This window comes from Methanobrevibacter sp., assembly GCF_030539875.1.
Lineage (GTDB): Archaea > Methanobacteriota > Methanobacteria > Methanobacteriales > Methanobacteriaceae > Methanocatella.
The window spans coordinates 1-20614 of sequence record NZ_JAUNXI010000006.1 but is presented as its reverse complement, the minus strand read 5'-3'; the positions used below and the strand labels follow the sequence as shown (position 1 = coordinate 20614).

Sequence of the window (20614 nt, the reverse complement as noted above, 5' to 3'; positions counted from 1 at the left end):
ATGATGTGATTTACGTCTCCAAAACATTTTCATAAGGAGTGTTTTCTTGAAATACTTAATTTTTTAGAAAACTATAAATTATATAATATAATTTCAATATTATTGTGCAAATTGAAAATTCATTAAAAAAAGTAGTTTAAGTAGGCTAGATGGGATTCGAACCCATGACCTCCCGGTTATCAGCCGAGCGCGCTAACCAAGCTGTGCCACTAGCCTATATGATTATGGTACTATTTAACTGTCAACACTTATAATTATGTTAATTACTATATATAACTCTTTCGGTCATATATAGAAATTAATCAAAAATTTATCTATTAATCATTTCATTAATGGAATCTGCCATGGCATGTCCTTCGACAATAATTTTTGCATTTTCGATTCCTTCAACATTTTCAGCTCTGATTTTAGCATCAGCAGCAATGCGTGTAATACTCATACATCCAGGATTTGTTGGCTTGAGAGTAATTTCAGCTTGATCACCGTCAACAGCGATATTTTGTACAATGCCCATATCTACAATACTAATTCCCATATGAGGGTCATTAATTACATAAATAGCATCTTTAATATTATTTACAAGTTCTTCAGACATATGTTAAACCTCTAAAAATTTCATTATACTAATACTTTCATTAATGATGTTTATAAAAGTTGTTATTTTTTCTAACAAAATTATACTAAAACCTATTTGACTCTATGTTTTATTTTAACGCCAATGCCATTGCCGCACTCTACCATTTCATGTCCTGTCATCACAGCTTTTCCAACACCTGCAACACTGTTGTCCCGAACAACAACCACTTCGTCGTTAGGTACAATTTTAGGGTCTGCTTTAACAATTCCCGGTGCAAAAACAGTATTTGTCGATAAATCAAAATCAATTTCCACAACATGTATGTTCAGATTTTTTAAAATTTCTCCGCCGGGCAAATTTAATCTGTACAATCCGTTATCTTTATTCAATAATGCCAGTTGTTTTCCATTAGACAGGATTCTTTTATGATACATTCCTTTGGTTTTGACATTATCTGGAATAAATTTATCTCCATCTTCACCAAATTGGAATTTCGCAATTGATTTTAATTCATGCAAGGTTTTTTCTCTTCTGTTGACTTTTTCATGGTTTTTAAGTTCCATTCTCAAATTATAAAGTGAATCCGGTGAAGTGGGCCTTCCATCTTCGCAAACGTTTATAAAGTCATCAACATAGGCCTCACAGGATTCCAGATATCCTCCGGCAAGGTTTGCAACAACTTTCTTGCCTTTACAATAATGGGCAATCAGCCTGCCGGTTTCTTTTATTTCATCCTGTGACCATGAACCTGTTGTACTTACATCGTAAGACTGGATAGGGAATGTATTTTCAAGTTCCCTTGGACAGATTCCAAAAGGGGAAGTTACAATAAGTTCCTGATATGAACGGGTAAGTTTTCTAAATTTTTGATGTGATTTTGAATTAGAATAAGGTTTTTTCATACTGCACGGCAGTAAAACAACAGTGGAACCGAGAGGTTCCATCATTTCCATTCTTTGTCTCCATCTAACTGCTTCCGGACGATATAGAGACTCTTCACTTGAACATATTACTTTCATATTATTCCTCAAAAGCTTTAATCAATTCATTATCTAATTTAATTAGTCTTTCAATATTATCTTCACTGTCTGGAATTTGAATTTTCCATTTGTTTATAACATAATCCAAATCCACTTCCATGCTGCCGCTCATTAGGTTATCTGCATGTGCAACAATCTTTTCTTCAAGTGTTTCTGGCAGATAAGATTTTTCTGGAAGCCCAAGTTCCACAGCCTCATCTTCTGTTATTCCGGCACCAATATGTCTTTCAATAATATTTAAAACTTCTTTGGGATAACCGTATTTTTTAGCTATTTTAACTCCTTCTATGGCATGGCAGATTCCATGTGTTTTGGACCTTCCAATATCATGCAAAAGAGCCCCCTGTCTGATGAGGTCTGTGTCTACATTATCAAAATTATTGGCTATTTCCATAGCTTTTTTATAAACTGCCCTGCAGTGATTTATAACATTTTGAGGAGTATTCTCTTTTTTAAGCAATTCAATTTCCATTTTTAATCTTTAGCCATTTTTTTATTAAAGGATTTCAAATCACTTTCAGTTTCTGCGATTTTTGTTTTTATGGATTCAATTACTTCCTCATTGTCCTGAAACATTAATTCTTCACCGCATACGCAGAAAAATTCATCGTCAGAAGCTTCGTCAAAATTATATCTTACATGGCCATGAGGGCAGGCGAAATAGATGTTGTGCTCTTCTTTAAGTAAGCTGTCTTTAAGCTGAGCCAAAACCTTTTCAGATTCTTCATTAACTTTTTCAATCAACTCATCTTCTTCAAATTTCCAAGAATAAGTAAACCATTGGGTGTCAGGGTCTTTACTTCTTTTATAATTAGCAATTTTCAAATCGTAAAGTTTGTATAATATTCTTCTGACAATGTTTAATTTAATTTCAGTACTATTGGCTATTTCTTCATCAGTTTCAACACCGTCAATCAGAGCTTTAATAATAGGTATGATGGTATTTTCGACTGTGTTGTGAATATCATTAGCAATATATTGAATTTCTTCTGGAGTCAGTTCCAATGCTCTTATAAGATTATCAATTCCTGTCGGGGTTTCTTCGGTAGGGTATCTATCCCTAAAATTCTTTTTAAGGTTCTCTTCATGGTCTTTTTCAACAATTTTTGATAATAAGTTTTTTACTAATGGATCATCTATCATTTAACGTCCCCTAAAGCAGTTTCTGTTTTTCTCGAGAATTTTAAAAAATAAACTAAAAATTATAATAATTTATTAATATTAACTTAATTTATGTCTTTTGTATTATAAAAAGATATCTAATATTTTTCTAAGATATTCAATAAATTTTCAATAATGTAGTCTACTTCCTCATTGCTTAAGGTGGAGTATATAGGCAAACTTATCTCATTTTTAAATAAATTGTATGCATTCGGATAATCTCTGATGTCAAAACCCATATTTTTATATGCTGTAAGCATTGGAAGCGGCTTATAATGTACGTTTGTACTTATTCCTCTCTCTTCCATTTCAATTATGATTTCGTTTCTCTGCTCTGGGGTAATGTCTTTAATCCTTGCCAGATATAAATGGCCGGAAGATTTTGAATTTTCGCTTAAATGTTTTGGACATATGACTTTGCTGTTCTTGAATCCTTCATCATATTTTTCAATAATTTCTAATCTTCTCTTAAGCATTGAATCATATCTTTCAAGCTGTCCAAGACCGATTCCTGCCTGAACATCAGTCATATTGCATTTGTATGCCGGAATAAGAATGTCATATTCCCATGACCCTTTCTGTGTTTTTTCCAGGGCGTCCTTGGTTTGGCCGTGAAGTGAAAGGATTTGCAATTGTTTATATAATTTTTCGCTGTCAATTTTTGTGTTGTGCTTCCAGGTTACAGCTCCTCCTTCCGCTGTTGTTAAATTTTTAACTGCATGGAATGAAAAACAGGAAAAGTCCGCAAGACTTCCTGCTACTTTATTATTTTGAACAGCTCCAAAACCATGAGCACAATCGGACAATACAATGATTCTGCCAAAAGCTTCCTGTATGTCATTATCCGCATGGAATAATTCTTTCTTATCTTCGATTATCTCAAACAGTTTGTCATAATCGCATAAAATACCTGCAATATCAACCGGGATGATGACTTTTGTTTTATCAGTAATGGCATTTCTTACTTTTTCATAATCCATCTCTTCTCTGTCTTCTTGACTGTCAATAATCACTGGTGTTGCACCTACATGGCAAACAACGCTGCATGTAGCAGTATATGTATATGCAGGCACGATTACTTCATCCCCTTCTCCAACGCCTAACATCCTTAAAGTCATCTCTAAAGATGCAGTTGCAGAACCTAAACAAACAGTTTTATCGCTGTGGCAATAATCAGTAATTCTTTTTTCAAATTCCTTTGTTTTCGGCCCGGTTGTAATCCAGCCGGATTTTAATGAGGATATCACTTCTTCTATTTCTTTTTCGGTTATGTCAGGTGGTGAAAATGGAATATTCATCTTTATTACTCTCCGTTAACATCAGAAGATTCTCTGTAAGTCGGAACACATTTTTTCATACTTTCTTTGATTAATGTTTTATCTGTAATGTCCTGTTCAATAAGATTTCTTAAAATGGTTAGTTTTTCATTAACGTCATCCATTGTAAAGTCCATCGGTTCTGTAATGAATATTTTTTCATGTCCTGTCTCTTCGAGATTTTCTTCATCCATTAATATTTCTTCATATAATTTTTCTCCGGGTCTCAGGCCTGTAATTTTAATTTCAATATCTTCTCCAAGAGTCAGTCCTGACAGTTCAATTAAACTTTTGGCCAAATCATAAATTTTAACTGGATCGCCCATATTCAATACAAATATCTCTCCGCCTTTAGCATAGGTGATTGACTGCAATACTAAAGCTATTGCTTCAGGTATTGTCATGAAAAATCTGGTAATGTCCTTATGAGTTACAGTTACAGGACCTCCGGCATCAATCTGTTTTTTAAACAATGGCACGACAGACCCGTTACTTCCCAAAACATTTCCAAAACGGACAGCTACAAATTCAGTTTCACTTTCTTTATCCTTTGCCTGAATAATCATTTCACAGAGTCTTTTTGTAGCTCCCATTATGTTTGTTGGATTAACTGCCTTGTCGGTTGAAATTAAAATAAAACGTTTGGTGTGATATTTATCACAGGCATTGACGAGATTATTTGTTCCAAATACATTATTTTTAATTGCTTCTGTCGGATTGTTTTCCATTAATGGAACATGTTTATGTGCAGCTGCATGGAAAACAATTTCCGGACTGTATTCCTCAAATATTTCAAATATTCTTTTTTCATCTCTAATGTTTGCAATAATGGCTTTGATGTCATTATTGGGATATTTGTCTTTAAGTTCTAGTTCAATGTTGTAGAGATTATTTTCATATATGTCTAACATTAATAACTGCTTAGGATTGTTGAGCATGATTTGTCTGCAAAGTTCCTCTCCGATGGATCCTCCTCCGCCGGTTACTAAAACAACTTTGTCATTAATTAAACTTTTAATATTGTTGTTGTCTAGCTCTACCGGATCTCTTCCAAGCAAATCTTCAATTTCAACATCTCTTAGGCTGTTATATAAATTTTCAGAAGAGATTAGTTCTCTCAAACCTGGTAAAACTTTTACTTCGGCATCTGTTTTGCTGCAGATTTCCAATATTTCTTTTTTATTTTTATTGTCAATATTGACTATGGTGAAAAATATTGAATCCACTTGGTACTTGTCGCATATTCTTACAATATCTTTTCTGCTGCCTATGATTCTCACTCCGGCAACGGTATATCCTATGCGTTTTCTGTTATCGTCGATAATACCAATAATTTCATATCTTCCCTTTAATGTTGAATTCAATGTTTTGATAATGTCATTTGCAGAGTATCCTCCACCAATAATCAACAATTTCTCCCTGTTTTCCTCCCCATAATGGATTCCTTTATTTGCAGTGTAGGACAGTAAAACATATCTTATAACCAAATGGTATGCGACAATTATGATTCCTATTAATATTCCAACACTTAGATTGAATTTAATTGAAGGAGTTTTCATTTTTAAGAATGCCTCTTCAATCAGAGAAACAATTATCAGGCTTGTTACTGAAAAAAGGATGTATAATATGTAGTCTTGGTTATTCTCGTAACGGACGATGTTGGAATATCTTTTTGTTAATCTGAAAATTATCTGCAAAACAATTATTGCTAGTATAATGCTGATTAAAATTTCATTTCTTGTTATTATCATTATTGGATTCATTAAAAATGAATCGGTAATTAAAACAGATATGAGGTAATATCCTAAAATTACAGAAACACAATCCATCAATGGCAATAAAAAATTCCGATATTTTCCAAGATTGTCCATTTTCATAAAAATCATCCTTTTCTATTAAATGTATAATATAACTTATAAGTTATCAAGTATAAGCACTATTTATTATGTTAATTATTTAATATAAAACTTTCTTTAAAAGTATTTTTCGGCAGGATATTGGCTTATTGGCCATTTACATACTTTTTAATTATTGATTTGTCATAATTATGGATATTATGTATTAGATTTTCCTAATTATTACTGCAGGTGTGTGAACAATTGAATCAAGGTCTTCCATTGTCACTTCATCGATTTCGCTGCCGAGCAATGATTTGACGCTATGTATTGTTTTCATCTCGGTTGAAAGTGACTTTTGATAATCTTCAGCAATATTGGCTATTTTCAGTGCGGTTTCAACATCAATTATTTCACTGCATCCAATTGGGGTGGATCCCATATTTTCGCATAGTTGACCTTTGACATATCCTAAAAATCCCTTATCTGCATCAATGCCGTTTATGGCTGTTGGAAGTCCGGTAAAGTATTTTCCATTTTTCATATAAGTCGCATCGGTATCAATAATCATCACACAGACTTCTTTTCCGATTTCCTTTTTAATGTCTTCTGCGACTTTTTGAGGATTTTCCGGAAGCAGAGAAACATAAGTTCCAGGAGCATTGCTTAAATCAACTCCTGCTTCTGAAGCTGGTTTTAGAGCATGCTTCAATCCGTATAATTGCAGAATGACTTCTTTATGCGCTTTGGTCTCTTCAGGCAGTTTTCTTAAATTTTTTATTGTTCGCTTTTTAATTTTTAAGGCAGGACCCAGAACATATCCCCACAGATATTTGCTCCAGACTGTTGTTAAAAATTTCGCAGTCAGTGAAGGTTCATATTCTGATTCGTCAACCAGTCTATTTTGTGAAACCGAAACAGGAGTTTCGGCTATTACAAGATAATCATTGTTTTCCATCAGTTCTTTTGCAGGTTCAATAATAACGTCCAAACTGTCATTAGGTTTAATATAGCCTGTTTCAATAGGAATTACAAGGTAATCTCCATTAATCACATGCTTTACATTTTCTAGATTACTACTTTTCATAAAAATCTTTATTAAATTTGATATAATAAATATTAAATAATAAGGATATTTATAAATAATTATCTATTTTATGGTGTTGCTCATGACAAGAAAATTTATTACATATTTTGATAAGGAAGGTAATGACTATACAGATGAATTAATAATGGCCATTAAGGACAAATTGGAAATCTCTCCAAATATCAAAAGGATTCTGATAGCTTCCGCAACAGGCGAATCAGCATTAAAATTATATGATGCCGTTGGTGAGGATGTTGAAATAATTAATGTGACACATCATATGGGATTTAGCGGAGCTAATGAATCAGATATCTCACAGGAAATGATTGAACAACTTGAATGCGTCGGAATTAAAACATACTTTGGAAGTCATGCATTTAGCGGCGCTGCAAGAGGAGTTACCAACAAATACGGAGGATATTCTCCTTTGGACGTTGTGGCAGACACTTTCAGAATGTTTTCTCACGGTATAAAAGTCGGTGCCGAAATTTCAATCATGGCTGCCGACGCAGGTTTAATTCCTGTCGGCGAGGAAATAATGGCTGTTGGTGGCAGAGCCCATGGTGTGGACAGTGCGGTTATTCTAACGCCGGTCAATGCAAAAAATTTGTTTGATTTAAAAATTCATGAGATTATAGCAATGCCCAGAGACTAAGTTTAATTATTTTTCATGACAAAGATTTTGAAAATATCAAATTAAATATTAGTTGCATTTAAATATAAGTAAAAATAAAGATATTTAACAATTATTTTAAAGCAGAGTATGTGGGGTTAATTTGTGAAATTTATAGACGATGCAATCAAAGAATCCGAACAAAGAATGGAAGAAAATGCTCCTGATAAATTCTCTTCTGATATTGATGATGATCTTATAGAGATGATTAAAGGAGCTAAAACTAATATATTTGTTGTTGGTGCTGGTGGAGCAGGAAACAACACCATTTCAAGATTAAACGAAATGGGTATCGAAGGTGCAACAACAATCGCAGTAAACACTGATGCTCAAGATTTATTTTATAGTCAATCCTCTAAAAAAATCCTTTTAGGCAGACAAACCTCTAAAGGATTGGGAGCTGGCGGAGAACCATCGGTTGGTGAAGAATGCGCTGAAGAAAGTGAAGATGAAATCAGAGACGAATTGGACGGTGCAGATATGGTATTTGTCACCTGCGGTCTTGGTGGAGGAACCGGAACCGGTTCAGCACCAATAATATCCAAACTTTCTAAAAAATTAGGGGCATTGACCGTTGCTGTAGCTACTATGCCGTTTTCAGCAGAAGGTATTAAAAGAAGAGAAAATGCTGAACAGGGTTTAGAAAAACTTCAGGAATCTGCTGACACTGTTATTGTAATTCCAAATGATAAGCTATTGGAAGTGGCACCTAATTTGCCACTGAACAAGGCATTCATGGTATCTGATGAGATTTTAGGAAGGGCTGTTAAAGGCATTACAGAACTAATTACCAAAAAAGGTCTTGTAAGTCTGGACTTTGCAGATATTAGAAGTATCATGGGCGGTTCAGGAATGGCTATGATTGGTATGGGTGAATCTGATACTGGTGATAGAGCTTTAGAATCTGTACATGAAGCATTAAGCAGTCCATTATTGGATATTGATATTTCAAATGCTACTGGTGCATTAGTTAACATATCCGGTAGTTCTGACTTAACATTACATGAAGCTGAAAAGATTGTTCAAGTTGTTGCTGATAAGTTGGATCCTGAAGCTAATATTATTTGGGGTACCCAAATTGATGAAAGCCTTCAAAATACTGTTAGGACCACTGTTGTTGTTTCAGGCATCAAATCTAATTATGAAATTGATTCAACTCCTGAAATTGAGTATGCTGAAGAAAAAACCGAAGATGCATCAGCTGACGATCAATTAGATGATTTCATTGATGGAATCTTCTAATTCCATTTTTTTATTTTTTTATAAAAATGCAAACATTTATTAATGTTTAAATTAAAATTCATTTTATTACTATTATTTTATTATAATTTATAAAAATTCTTAATTTTGGGTATTTAAATGAATGTTGGAGAAAGTTTTAATAAATTTATTAAAGACAGTAAAAGAGTATTAAAAGTTGCTAAAAAACCTGATGGTAAAGAATATCTTGAATTGGCAAAAATTTCTGCTTTAGGAGTGGCTGTCATTGGTGTCATCGGTTTTGTTATAGTTTTATTAGGTTCTTTAATTGGAATATAAAACTATTCTTTTTTATTTTTTTAATCTCATAAATTGTAGTAAAATTTTTTTAGTAATATGTTGTTTTATTTAAAATTATCATTTTTTTGAAAACTTTTAAATACTATTATTTATATATATATAGATATTATAGAAATCTTATTTTTCAAGACAGCATTTCTTGGAAATTATGGCTTTTATAATATTTTTAACTTAATGTATGATTTTATTAACAAGAAAAAATTTTAAAAATAGGTGAATTTTTTATGGAAGATATTAATAGTTCCATATATGCTCTTAAAACATCCGCAGGTCAAGAAAGGAATGTTGCTAGACTTTTAGCACGTAAAGCTAAAACCATTGATGGTATTGGCATTTCCTCAATTCTTGTTCCAGAATCTTTAAAAGGGTATATTTTAGTTGAATCTTCAACAAAGATAGATCTTAGAAATCCTGATTTAAAAGTACAACATTTAAGAGGGGTTGTTGGAGGTAATGCCACTGTCACTTTTGAGGAAGTGAAAAGATTCTTGAAACCAGAGCCGATTATCTCCTCTATTCAAAAGGGAAGTATTGTCGAACTTATTTCTGGTCCTTTCAAAGGAGAAAGAGCAAAAGTGGTTCGTATTGATGAATCACGTGAAGAAGTCGTTCTTGAGTTAATAGAAGCTGCAGTGCCTATTCCAGTCACTGTTAAAGCTGATCAAATTAGAATAATTCAAAAGGAGGCTGACTGATGGCTAAAGATACAGTCGAAGTTCTTATCGAAGGTGGAACTGCAACTCCTGGTCCACCATTAGGTCCGGCTTTAGGACCTCTCGGTATTAACATGATGCAAGTAGTTGAAGAGATTAATAAGAAAAGCGCTGACTTCGCAGGAATGAAAGTGCCTGTTAAAGTCATCGTTGATCGTGATACTAAAGATTTCGAAATTGAAATCGGTACTCCGCCTACAACTGCTCTTATCATGGAAGAGTTAGGCATCGAAAAAGCTTCTCATGAACCAGGTTTAGACATTGTTAATGACTTACCAATTGAAACTGCATTTAAAATTGCAAGAATGAAATTTGATTCATTACTTTCAAATGATTATAAAGCAGGTGTCAAAGAAGTTATGGGAACCTGTGTAAGTATGGGATTATCTGTTGATGGTAAAGACCCAAGAGAAGCACAAAAAGATGTTGATGCTGGAAAATATGATGATATCTTATTAGGATAGATATCATATTGTTAAATTTAAATTAAGTTAATAAATACAGTGTATATGATGTTATAATTACGGTTATAATTGATATACTGTTTTTAATTCATGCAATCGTTGAAGAATTTTTTTCTTGTAATCGATACTCATGAAACCAAAAAAATATCCAATGAACGTAATGTTCATGGGGGATTAATATGACACAAGATGTAATTAACGCGGTGAAGGAGGCAAAAGAACAATCTAAGCCGAGAAACTTCACTGAGTCCGTAGATATTATTATTAATATCCGTGACTTAGATGTCAAAAAGCCAGAAAATAGGTTTAATGAGGAAGTTACTCTTCCTAACGGCCGTGGCAAAGATGTTAAAATCGGAGTCATTGCTGATGGGGAACTCATTGTTCAAGCTAAGGAAGCTGGTCTTGACACTGTAATTAATAAAGGAGATTTGGAATCTTTAGGAAAAGACAGAAAAGCAGCTAAAAAAATGGCTAACTCTGTTGATTTCTTAGTGGCTCAAGCTGATATGATGCCACTTGTTGGTAGGTTCTTAGGTCCAGTACTCGGACCTCGTGGCAAAATGCCAAAACCGGTACCTGCAAGCATCAAATTGGACCCTCTTTTAGATAGATTACAAAGTACTGTTAAAGTTGGCGTAAAACAACAAGCTAGTATTCAAATCGTTGTTGGAAGCCAAGACATGTCAGACGAAGCTATAGCTGAAAATGTTGAAACTGTTCTTACAGTCTTAGACCGCAATTTAGAAAAAGGAAGAAGTCAAATCAAGTCCATGTTTATAAAAACAACTATGGGACCAGTAGTGAGGGTGATCTAATGGCTCATGTTGCTGAATGGAAAAAGGAAGAAGTTAAAGAGCTAAAAAGCATCATTGATCAATATGATGTAATAGGTATTGTTGATTTAATGAACATTCCTGCAAAACAGCTTCAAGAAATGAGAAAATCTCTCAAAGATAATGCTGTTATCAGAATGTCTAAAATTAATCTTATTGAATTAGCTCTTAAAGATTGTAATGCTGATAAAAACAACATTGTTGATTTATCCCAACATATGGATGGTCAAGTTGCACTTATCGCAACTGAAATGAATCCTTTTAAACTGTACAAAATATTGGAAGACAGCAAAACCGAAGCTCCTGCAAAACCGGGAACTATTGCTAGTGACGATATTATTGTACCTGAAGGAGACACTGGTTTTGAACCGGGTCCTTTCTTAGGTGAATTACAACAAGTTGGAATTCCTGCTAAAATTGATAAAGGTAAAATTTGCGTACAAAAAGAAACTGTTGTTGTAAAAGCAGGTGAAGAAGTTTCTAAACAAGTAGCAACAACCTTATCCAGAATGGATATCAATCCAATGGAAGTAGGAATGGATTTAAAAGCAGTATATGAAGATGAAGCAATTTATACTTCCGACGTACTTGCAATCGACGAAGAACAAACATTAGCTGACGTTCAAAATGCATTCAGAAATGCATTTAATTTATCTGTAAACGCAGCAATTCCTACTGATGAAACTATTTCCACTATTATTACTCTCGCATACACTAGAGCTGTAAATGTTGGTGTTGCAGGAGCAATTATGACCTCTGAAACTTCTGAACCGATTATCGGTTTAGCACAAGCTAAAATGTTAGCTTTAGCATCTGAAGTTGCTGATGTAGCCGGCGCTATTGATGATGAATTAGCTGAAAAACTTTCTAATGTTGCTGTAGCAGCTGCTCCAGTAGTTGAAGATGTTGTTGAAGAAGAAGAGGAAGAAGAGGAAGAAGAAGAAAGTAGTGAAGAAGAAGCAGCAGCTGGGTTAGGAGCTCTCTTCGGTTAAATTAATTGATTAAAATTTTTATTATTATAAAAAACTAACACTTTAAAAAATTAATGGTGATAACATGGAATACATATATGCGGCAATGATTTTGCACAGTGCAGAAAAAGAGATTAACGAAGAAAATGTTAAAAGTATTATTGAAGCAGCAGGAATTGAAGCTGAAGATGCTAGAATCAAAGCTTTAATTGCAGCTTTAGAAGATGTAGACATCGACGAAGCTATGGAAACTACTGCAATGGCAGCAGCACCTGCAGCTGCAGAAAAAGTGGAAGAAGAAGAGGAAGAAGAAGCTTCTGAAGAAGAAGCAGCAGCTGGATTAGGTGCTCTCTTCGGATAGATTTTTTAAATCTATCACCTTTCTTTTTTTTATTTGCTATTTTTTTACAATTTCAACTGATTCTTATTTTCGTTTTATCATTTAACAGGCAACTTATTTTTATCAGGTTCATAATTTAATTTTCATTTTCAATACATCAATTTTTAATTTATACTGATTTTTTCACTAATATATTTATTTAACAAAAATCATAGTTTATACTAATAAATAATTAAACTGATTCATATGGTAGAAATTTTTGAAAAACTTGGTTATAAACTGCAGACTTGTAAAACTTGTGGACAGGAGTTTTACTCCCAGGTTGACAGAGACACTTGTGGAGATGCTCCATGTGATGAGTATGGCTTTATTGCAAATCCTGCTACTGATAAACCATACAATTTATATGAAATCCAAAAAGTTTTTAAAGAATTTTTAGAAAGCGAAGGGCATGTAGCTATTGACAGATATCCTGTTTTAGCTAAAAGATGGAGGGATGATGTATTTTTAGTTGGTGCATCAATTTTCTGTTTCCAACCGTGGGTTACCTCCGGACTTGTTAAGGCTCCTGCAAACCCTCTGGAAATAGCTCAGCCGTCCATTCGGTTAAACGATGTGGACAATGTCGGAAGAACTGGTCGTCACATGACCTGCTTTACAATGGGGTCACACACAGTAATAAATACTGAAGATGAATTTGTTTACTGGGAAGATGAAACCATCAGGCTCTGTCATGAATTTTTCAAATCTATTGGAATTAACACAGAAGAAATCACATTCATTAAGTCCTGGTGGGCCGGCGGAGGTAATGAAGGGCCTTGTTATGAGGTATGCTGCAGGGGTGTGGAACTTGCAACTCTTGTTTTCATCCAATATGAAACTTTAGAAGACGGATCTAAAAAGGAAATTCCAATTAAGGTTGTGGATACCGGTTATGGTCTTGAGAGAATTGCATGGATTTCACAGGGAACTCCTACTGCATATGATGCATGCTTTGCACCTGTTGTTGACAAATTAAAAGAATTGACCGGTGTTGAAATTAATGAAGATATTCAGGGAAGAAACGCTCAAATTGCAGGAATGATGGATATTGAAGATATTGGGGATTTAAAGGAACTTCGCCAACAGGTTGCAGATAGTTTAGGCCTTTCTTTAGAGGACTACCTAAAGGCTGCAGAGCCGATGGAAGCAATTTATATTATTGCAGACCATACCCGTTGTCTTGCTTTTATGCTTGCTGACGGCATTATTCCGTCTAATGTAAAAGAGGGATATTTGGCAAGGTTGGTTTTAAGAAGGACAATACGCTTTATGAAAGAGTTAAACATGAAGGAATCTCTTGCCGATGTAATGGAGATACAGCTTGATTTCTTATCCAAATTCTATCCGGAAATCCGTGACTGCGAAGAGCATATCATGAATATTATCGCCCTGGAAGAAGAAAGATATGCTGCAACAGTTAAAAAAGGAAGAAGCATTGTTAAAAGATCAATTAAAAGACTTAAAAAAGAAGGCAAAGATGAAATGCCTCTTGACATGCTGATTGATTTGTATGATGCGCATGGAATTCCTCCGGAAACAGTGGTTGAAATGGCCGGTGATGATTTTTCAGTAAATGTTCCTGACAACTTCTTTACTCAAGTGGCCGGAGCTCATGAAAAAGAAACTGCAGCTGAAAAATCCACTTTCAAAGTAGATTTCCCTGAAACTGATTTATTATTCTATAAAGATTTCTACCAACAAGAATTTGAAGCAGAAGTTTTAGGTTTAGTCGAAAAAGAGGATGAGTCATGTTTGATATTTGATAAAACTTCATTTTATCCTGAAGGGGGAGGTCAGCCTTCAGATATTGGGGAAGTTTTAATTGAAGGTAAGGTCTTTAAAATCAGATATGCCGAAAAAGTCAACAATGTTGTATTGCATCATGTTGACGGAGATATTTCAAAGGATGTTGTGGGCAAAACAGCAGTAGGTAAAATCGATTGGACAAGAAGAATAACAATTGCGCGCCACCACACAGGAACCCACTTAGTTATTGCAGCTGCAAGAAAAGTATTGGGTCAGCACATCTGGCAGGCAGGTTCTCAAAACGGACTTACAAGAGCCCGTATTGATTTGTCTCATTACAAACGCATCACTCAGGAAGAATTAAATGAAATTGAAAAGCTGGCTAATGAATATGTAATGGAAAATATTGATTTGGATATCCAGTTCCATTCAAGAGATGAAGCACAGGAACTGTATGGATTTGTCCTCTACCAGGGAGGTATTGTTCCGGGTAAAATGATTCGTGTTGTCAAAATCCCAGGTGTTGATGTTCAGGCTTGTGCAGGTACACATGTTTTAAGAACAGGTGTTGTCGGACCAATCAAGATTAATAAAACTGAAAGGGTCCAGGACGGTGTTGAAAGAATTGATTTCTCAGCAGGTCTTGCTGCAATTGACTCGATGCAATATGATAATGAAATTTTAAGGGAAAGCTCTTCCATATTCAAAGTCGAAAAGGATCAGCTTCCGAAAACATGTGACAGGTTCTTCAGTGAATGGAAAGCGCAGAAAAACGAAATCGACAGATTAAAATCCCAAATAGCTTCTTTAAAAATGAAGTCTCTTGCTGATGATTATGACGAAATCAACGGTTTGAAAGTTGTATCCGAGTTGATGGAAGCTGATTTTAAGGAACTTCAAAAAATAGCAACAGACTTTACGGATAGTGGAAAGGCAGATGTGGTTGTCATTGGAAATAATGATGGTAAAATCGTTGGAGCTGCTTCTCAAAATGCAATTGATAATGGAATTAAGATTAATGAGATTATTAAAACTGCAGCAGGAGTATTGGGCGGTGGCGGCGGAGGCCGTTTAACCTTGGCGCAGGGTGCAGGTAAAAATAATGATAAGATGGATGAAGCTATTCAGGTTGCAGTTGATTTAATCAAAGGATAATTTCTTATCCTTTTTCTTAACAGCATCCTAATTTGTGCTTTTAAACTCATGTTGACTTATCAGCATTGTTTTAAAAGCCATATTTTTATAGTATTAAAATTATAAATTACACTGCTGTTATATTCAAAAAACCGACATTGAAGGGATTGCTGCATTTTAAGTGTGTATTAAATTAAAAGAGTTGTTTAGATGAATCATAATTTAATTATTGCCAGATATGGTGAAATTGGATTAAAAAGTCCAAAAATAAGGTCTCGTTTTGAAAAAAAACTGGTTAAAAATATTAAAGCCTCTTTTGAATGCAGGGTTGAGAGAAACCAGGGAAGAATTTATATTTTTCCTGAAGACTTCAATCAGGGGATTGAAAAATTAAACAAGGTTTTTGGTGTTGTATCATATTCTCCTGCAACTTCAACCAAGGCCAGTTATGATGATATTGATGAAACATTAACCGAGTATACTGAAAGCCTGGTCAGTATGGGATTATTGGATGAGGATACTAAATTCGCCATTAAATGCCGTCGTGTCGGAAAACATGATTTCACCTCTCAGGAAATGGCTGCTCACTGTGGAGGGGTAGTGAGAAGTGTTGTTCTGGCGCCTGTTGATTTGACAAATCCTGATTTGACAATTTTTGTGGAAATAAGGGATGGGGATGCTTATATTTTCCATGAAAAAATTAAAGGACCTGGAGGACTTCCTTTGGGAACACAGGGAAAAGTTGTCGTGCTTTTATCAAGTGGAATTGACTCTCCGGTAGCTGCTTACATGATGATGAAGAGAGGATGTGAGGTTATAGCTCTTAATTGCGATAATGAGCCTTTTACTACTTCTAAGGCCAGTGAGCTTTTTGAAAGGTTAGTTGACCAGTTAAATGAATATGCAAAAGGAGTTCCTATTAAAAAACGTGTTGTTCCATATGGGCAATATTTGCAAGCAGCCAAAGAAAAGGCTCCTGAAAAAATGACTTGCGTGTTGTGCAAATCTGGTATGTATCACATTGCAGAAAAATTAGCAGTAAAGCTTGGAGCCGATGCTATTGTTGATGGAAGCAGTGTGGGGCAGGTGGCTTCACAGACTTTATCAAATATTCTGGCCACAAGATACGGTGTTGAAATGCCGATTCTGTCTCCACTGATAGGTCTTGATAAAGAGGAAATCGCAGAAATTGCCAAAAAAATCGGAACTTTTGAAATATCCAAAATTGATGATGGTGGATGCAGTGCTGTTCCAAAATATCCCGAAACACATGCAGATTTAAATCGTGTTAAAATAGCTTGTGAAGATATGAATCAGGACGAGGAGCTTAAAAAAGCTTTTAAAACCATTAGAAAACTTGAGTAAGTTTTCATTTTTACTTTTTTTAACATTATTTTAAAATTATTAACTGGTATACATAATAATTAAATACTATACAATATATAATTAATACATGTATAGTAAATATTATTTACTAATCCGAGGTTATTAAAATGAAAACTACTGTTAGTGTAATTAAAGCTGATATTGGTAGTGTGTCTGGACATTGTGTAGCACACCCTGAATTAATAGATATTTGTGATGAAGTTTTAAACGAAGCTTTAGAAAATGGAATCATAAAAGATTACTTTATTTCCCGTTGCGGAGACGACATAGATTTAATCATGACTCACGATAAAGGGGAAGAAAATGAAGAAGTTCATAAAACAGCATATAATGCATTTATGAAAGCTACTGAAAGAGCACGTGAATTAAAATTATATGGTGCAGGTCAGGACTTGTTATCCGACACCTTTTCTGGAAACATCAAAGGTATGGGTCCTGGTGTAGCGGAAATTGAATTTGAAGAAAGGCCGTCTGATCCGGTACTCATATTCTGCTGTGACAAAACTGAACCTGGTGCATTTAACTTGCCTGTATTTAGAATTTTTGCAGATCCATTCAATACTGCAGGTCTCGTAATTGACCCAAGCTTACATGAAGGATTTAAATTTGAAGTGTTTGATGTAATCGAACACAAAAAAGTTGTCTTAAACTGTCCTGAAGAAATGTATGACTTGCTTGCATTAATCGGTTCTACCGGAAGATACGTAATTAAAAGAGTATGGAAGAAAAACGGCGAAATTGCAGCTGCAGTAAGTACCGAAAGGTTAAACTTAATGGCTGGTGAATATGTCGGTAAAGATGACCCTGTATGTATTGTAAGAGCACAATCCGGTTTTCCTGCAAACGGTGAATGTGTAGATCCATTTGCATTCCCTCACATCGTAAGCGGATGGATGAGGGGATCCCACAACGGTCCATTAATGCCTGTGTCTGAAGCAGAAGCAAATCCAATTAGATTTGACGGACCTCCTAGAGTAGTCGGTTTAGGTTTCCAAGTGTCCAACGGACAATTAATAGGTCCTGTTGACTTATTTGATGATCCTGCATTTGACCCTGCTCGTGAACAAGCAGCCAACATTGCAAGTTACCTCAGAAGACATGGTCCATTTGAACCACACAGATTGCCTTCTGAAGAAATGGAATACACTTCATTGCCTGGTGTAATGAAAAAATTAGAATCCAGATTTGAAGATATGGATTAAATTTAGGAGATTTTAACATCTCTTCTTTTTTTTATTTTTTATTGCCTTTGCAGAAATCATTTTTAATAGTCTGTGCTGATTTTTATTTGAAATTTAATAAAGAGGATATTATTTTTCATTGAATGGTCATTTAAATGCATATTTAATTTTTTAGCTGCTGGTCATATGGCAGGATTTATGGAATTTCATCAATTTTATAAAAAATTATTAATAACAGTTTTGTTTTAATATAAATTATATAAAGTATATTTAATAATTTTTAAAGATTATTGTATGATAATTTTTAGGATTTTTATTAAATTTATCTTTATATATTTTGCGCTTAATAGGTTATTGCTATTGGCGCATTATAAATTGTAAGGATGGGATTTTAAATTGAAAATTAATAAATTTTTGTTATTAATTTTGATATTTGGTATTTTATTGTCTTGCATTAGTTTTGTTTCTGCTTCAACTGATGTTGAAGGTAATTTAACTTTTGCAGATGATGCAAGTGATGCTGGTGTCGGGATTAGTAATGCTGAGTCTTATTCTTCTTCTAATGTCTTTTCTGACGAACTGAAATCAACTAGTAATGTTATTGTTAATCAAAAGAATTATAAGATGTATTTTAATCAGGATAATGTTTTAAAAAAGGAGTATGGTGGTAAAATCATAACTTTTAGTGGTAAATTCGTAGATAACGGAGTGTTTACTATCGATTCACCTAATACTAAAATCACTGGACGGAATACATTATTTAACAATACAATTTTTAACATTAAAGCTGATGGTGTGATGTTAACTAATTTGAACTTTGTCTTAGATAAGGAATTTAGTGATAATGAATGTGCTGGAATATTGATTGGAGGCAATAATGTTACAGTTTACAATGTTACTATTGATTATACTGTACCTAAAAATTGTACTGGATTCGGAATCTATTCAAATGGTTTGAATGAAGATTTGGCTGATGTTAAATTAGTTAATAATACTGTTAAGATGCAGGGCAATGCTTTAGTTAGTGGTTATAATTATGGGATTGTTTTAATCCATACTCTGGATGCAATTGTTTCTGGAAATACTATTGACTGCCAGCTTCCATTAAGGGCGGTTAATTGGACGGCTGGAATATATGGTGGAATTAGTATGGATGCTGTTGCAGGTCTGGCAGCAGACTCATGCCACAATCTAAGATTATCTGATAATTATATTCGTTGTGCTGTTAATGGTGTGGCTCAGGGAGAACCTACATTGGATGCTGTATTGATTTATGCATGTCATAATTCAACAATAGAAAACAACACAATCATTGAAAATGATTACATTACAAAGAAAGGTGATGTTAATTATTTGTATGGTTTGGATTTGTATTTATCTAATAATGTTGTAATTTACGGCAATAATATTCATATTCGTACAAGTGGAGGTAAAGAGGCACACGGTACTGCTTATCCAATTCAAGTAACTGGGCAGGCGGAAAATATTCTAATTGCTTTTAATAATCTTACTAGTTATAGTAATGGACCTAATATCGGAATCTATTCTCAAAATTTTTTTGGTGTAACTCAACTTGATATTATTAGTAATTTTATTAATGTTACAGGTTTTGCCAGTAAACATAATTGGGCTTTAGTTGCCGGAATTGAAGTACAGGACTCCGATGATAAAATAATGAATAATACTATCATCGTAAATACTGTAAATGAATTTGAGAAAGGTTTTAATGTTTATGGAATAAGTTATTCTCAAACCACCAGTGGAAATCATACATACAATATTCAGTATAATAATGTCTCAACAAATAGTGATTATGTTGTCTCACTAAAAAGTGGGGGAGGATCTAGTGTTGTTGATTCGATTATTGCGAATAATATTTTAAAAGGCCGTAAGTATGGTGGTAATCGTGCAGCAACTATTGGTGGTGGAACTGGTAATATTATTATTAATAATACTGATGGGTCTAAACCTGTTCTTAAAATGGGCAGTAATGAATATCCTAATAGCTTGAAGAATTATTTAAATAATCCTTTTAAAGGAAATGGTTTCGGATTGGGATGGTTAAATAATGATGGTAACTCTTTAATTGGGAAGAATAATAGTCACAATAAATCTAATATCATTGGAAACAATCCTAATCATAGTAATTCACAATCTCGCAGCGGAGATTTAAATTCAACTTATTATTATTATGGTTCTTCGGGTATAGAGATTGCTAGTGCTTCTTCATCTTCTGGCGGTGCAGGCGGCAGTGGTCAATCTGAATTAGATAATCAAAAATCCTATGAAGTAACTAAAAAAATCGAAGGAAATGTAAATTACATTCAAATAGCTGCCGTGATTGCAATTGCATTAATATTGATAATTGTTGGATATAGGGTAAGAAAACGCAGTAAGGAAGAATATTAAAACTGATTAAATCAGATTTAAATAAAAAAACAAGCAACGAAGATATTTTTTTTTTGTCTTGTTTTTTTATACTATTTTTTTTCGTTAAAGGGTGTCCGCCAAAATTAATTTTTTTGATTTTGTGCTGAAAAATTTTTGACTTA

The 20614-nt window shown here is 34.0% G+C and carries 19 protein-coding genes and 1 tRNA gene; 12 read left to right on the top strand and 8 right to left on the bottom strand.

Going from position 1 to position 20614, the window contains the following annotated elements; translation table 11 throughout:
- Nucleotides 1-141: 141 nt before the first annotated feature.
- From Q4Q16_RS03215 to Q4Q16_RS03180, 8 genes are all read right to left on the bottom strand, one after another.
- Nucleotides 142-216 (bottom strand) — tRNA-Ile (locus Q4Q16_RS03215).
- Between the two features lie 94 nt (nucleotides 217-310).
- Entirely contained in the window at nucleotides 311-595 is a 285-nt protein-coding gene (locus tag Q4Q16_RS03210; RefSeq protein ID WP_303346230.1) for a metal-sulfur cluster assembly factor, read from the bottom strand.
- A gap of 92 nt (nucleotides 596-687) precedes the next feature.
- Complete coding sequence (locus Q4Q16_RS03205) at nucleotides 688-1596, bottom strand: DUF5591 domain-containing protein (RefSeq protein ID WP_303346228.1); 909 nt, start codon at nucleotides 1594-1596, stop codon at nucleotides 688-690.
- 1 nt (nucleotide 1597) lies between these two features.
- Entirely contained in the window at nucleotides 1598-2089 is a 492-nt protein-coding gene (locus tag Q4Q16_RS03200; protein ID WP_303346226.1) for a TIGR00295 family protein, read from the bottom strand.
- Nucleotides 2090-2091: 2 nt separating this feature from the next.
- On the bottom strand, nucleotides 2092-2601 hold the full coding sequence (tfe, locus tag Q4Q16_RS03195) for a transcription factor E (protein ID WP_368660209.1): 510 nt from the start codon (nucleotides 2599-2601) through the stop codon (nucleotides 2092-2094).
- Nucleotides 2602-2876: 275 nt separating this feature from the next.
- Nucleotides 2877-4076, bottom strand: a complete 1200-nt coding sequence (locus Q4Q16_RS03190; protein WP_303346223.1) for a DegT/DnrJ/EryC1/StrS aminotransferase family protein — start codon at nucleotides 4074-4076, stop codon at nucleotides 2877-2879.
- A 5-nt stretch (nucleotides 4077-4081) separates the two neighbouring features.
- Nucleotides 4082-5971, bottom strand: coding sequence for a nucleoside-diphosphate sugar epimerase/dehydratase (locus Q4Q16_RS03185; protein WP_303346222.1), 1890 nt, complete (start codon nucleotides 5969-5971; stop codon nucleotides 4082-4084).
- A 184-nt stretch (nucleotides 5972-6155) separates the two neighbouring features.
- A complete protein-coding gene (locus Q4Q16_RS03180; protein ID WP_303346221.1) occupies nucleotides 6156-7016 on the bottom strand; it encodes a coenzyme F420-0:L-glutamate ligase in 861 nt (286 codons plus the stop codon).
- Between the two features lie 82 nt (nucleotides 7017-7098).
- Here Q4Q16_RS03180 and Q4Q16_RS03175 point away from each other — a divergent pair, with 82 nt between their 5' ends.
- The 12 genes from Q4Q16_RS03175 to Q4Q16_RS03120 all read left to right on the top strand — a co-directional run bounded on the left by Q4Q16_RS03175 (nucleotide 7099) and on the right by Q4Q16_RS03120 (nucleotide 20471).
- Nucleotides 7099-7671, top strand: coding sequence for a pyruvate kinase alpha/beta domain-containing protein (locus Q4Q16_RS03175; RefSeq protein WP_303346219.1), 573 nt, complete (start codon nucleotides 7099-7101; stop codon nucleotides 7669-7671).
- A 123-nt stretch (nucleotides 7672-7794) separates the two neighbouring features.
- On the top strand, nucleotides 7795-8931 hold the full coding sequence (gene ftsZ / locus Q4Q16_RS03170) for a cell division protein FtsZ (RefSeq protein ID WP_303346217.1): 1137 nt from the start codon (nucleotides 7795-7797) through the stop codon (nucleotides 8929-8931).
- 117 nt (nucleotides 8932-9048) lie between these two features.
- Nucleotides 9049-9228 carry a protein translocase SEC61 complex subunit gamma gene (locus Q4Q16_RS03165; protein WP_303346215.1) on the top strand — a complete coding sequence of 60 codons (180 nt, stop codon included), beginning with the start codon at nucleotides 9049-9051 and terminating at the stop codon, nucleotides 9226-9228.
- 245 nt (nucleotides 9229-9473) lie between these two features.
- Nucleotides 9474-9944, top strand: a complete 471-nt coding sequence (locus Q4Q16_RS03160; RefSeq protein WP_303346213.1) for a transcription elongation factor Spt5 — start codon at nucleotides 9474-9476, stop codon at nucleotides 9942-9944.
- Nucleotides 9944-10426, top strand: coding sequence for a 50S ribosomal protein L11 (locus Q4Q16_RS03155; protein WP_303346211.1), 483 nt, complete (start codon nucleotides 9944-9946; stop codon nucleotides 10424-10426). The genes Q4Q16_RS03160 and Q4Q16_RS03155 overlap by 1 nt, the downstream gene beginning before the upstream one ends.
- A gap of 179 nt (nucleotides 10427-10605) precedes the next feature.
- Nucleotides 10606-11244: a 50S ribosomal protein L1 gene (locus Q4Q16_RS03150; RefSeq protein ID WP_303346209.1), complete on the top strand. Its 639-nt coding sequence runs from the start codon at nucleotides 10606-10608 to the stop codon at nucleotides 11242-11244.
- Nucleotides 11244-12254, top strand: coding sequence for a 50S ribosomal protein L10 (locus Q4Q16_RS03145; protein WP_303346207.1), 1011 nt, complete (start codon nucleotides 11244-11246; stop codon nucleotides 12252-12254). The genes Q4Q16_RS03150 and Q4Q16_RS03145 overlap by 1 nt, the downstream gene beginning before the upstream one ends.
- Nucleotides 12255-12318: 64 nt before the next feature.
- Nucleotides 12319-12594, top strand: coding sequence for a 50S ribosomal protein P1 (gene rpl12p / locus Q4Q16_RS03140; RefSeq protein WP_303346205.1), 276 nt, complete (start codon nucleotides 12319-12321; stop codon nucleotides 12592-12594).
- A gap of 225 nt (nucleotides 12595-12819) precedes the next feature.
- Nucleotides 12820-15516 (top strand): alanine--tRNA ligase, encoded by a 2697-nt coding sequence (alaS, locus tag Q4Q16_RS03135; protein ID WP_303346203.1) that lies wholly within the window; start codon nucleotides 12820-12822, stop codon nucleotides 15514-15516.
- A 189-nt stretch (nucleotides 15517-15705) separates the two neighbouring features.
- Complete coding sequence (thiI, locus tag Q4Q16_RS03130; protein WP_303346201.1) at nucleotides 15706-16860, top strand: tRNA uracil 4-sulfurtransferase ThiI; 1155 nt, start codon at nucleotides 15706-15708, stop codon at nucleotides 16858-16860.
- A gap of 128 nt (nucleotides 16861-16988) precedes the next feature.
- A complete protein-coding gene (fbp, locus tag Q4Q16_RS03125; RefSeq protein WP_303346199.1) occupies nucleotides 16989-18083 on the top strand; it encodes a fructose-1,6-bisphosphate aldolase/phosphatase in 1095 nt (364 codons plus the stop codon).
- Between the two features lie 423 nt (nucleotides 18084-18506).
- Nucleotides 18507-20471, top strand: a complete 1965-nt coding sequence (locus Q4Q16_RS03120) for a hypothetical protein (protein WP_303346197.1) — start codon at nucleotides 18507-18509, stop codon at nucleotides 20469-20471.
- Nucleotides 20472-20614: the final 143 nt, after the last annotated feature.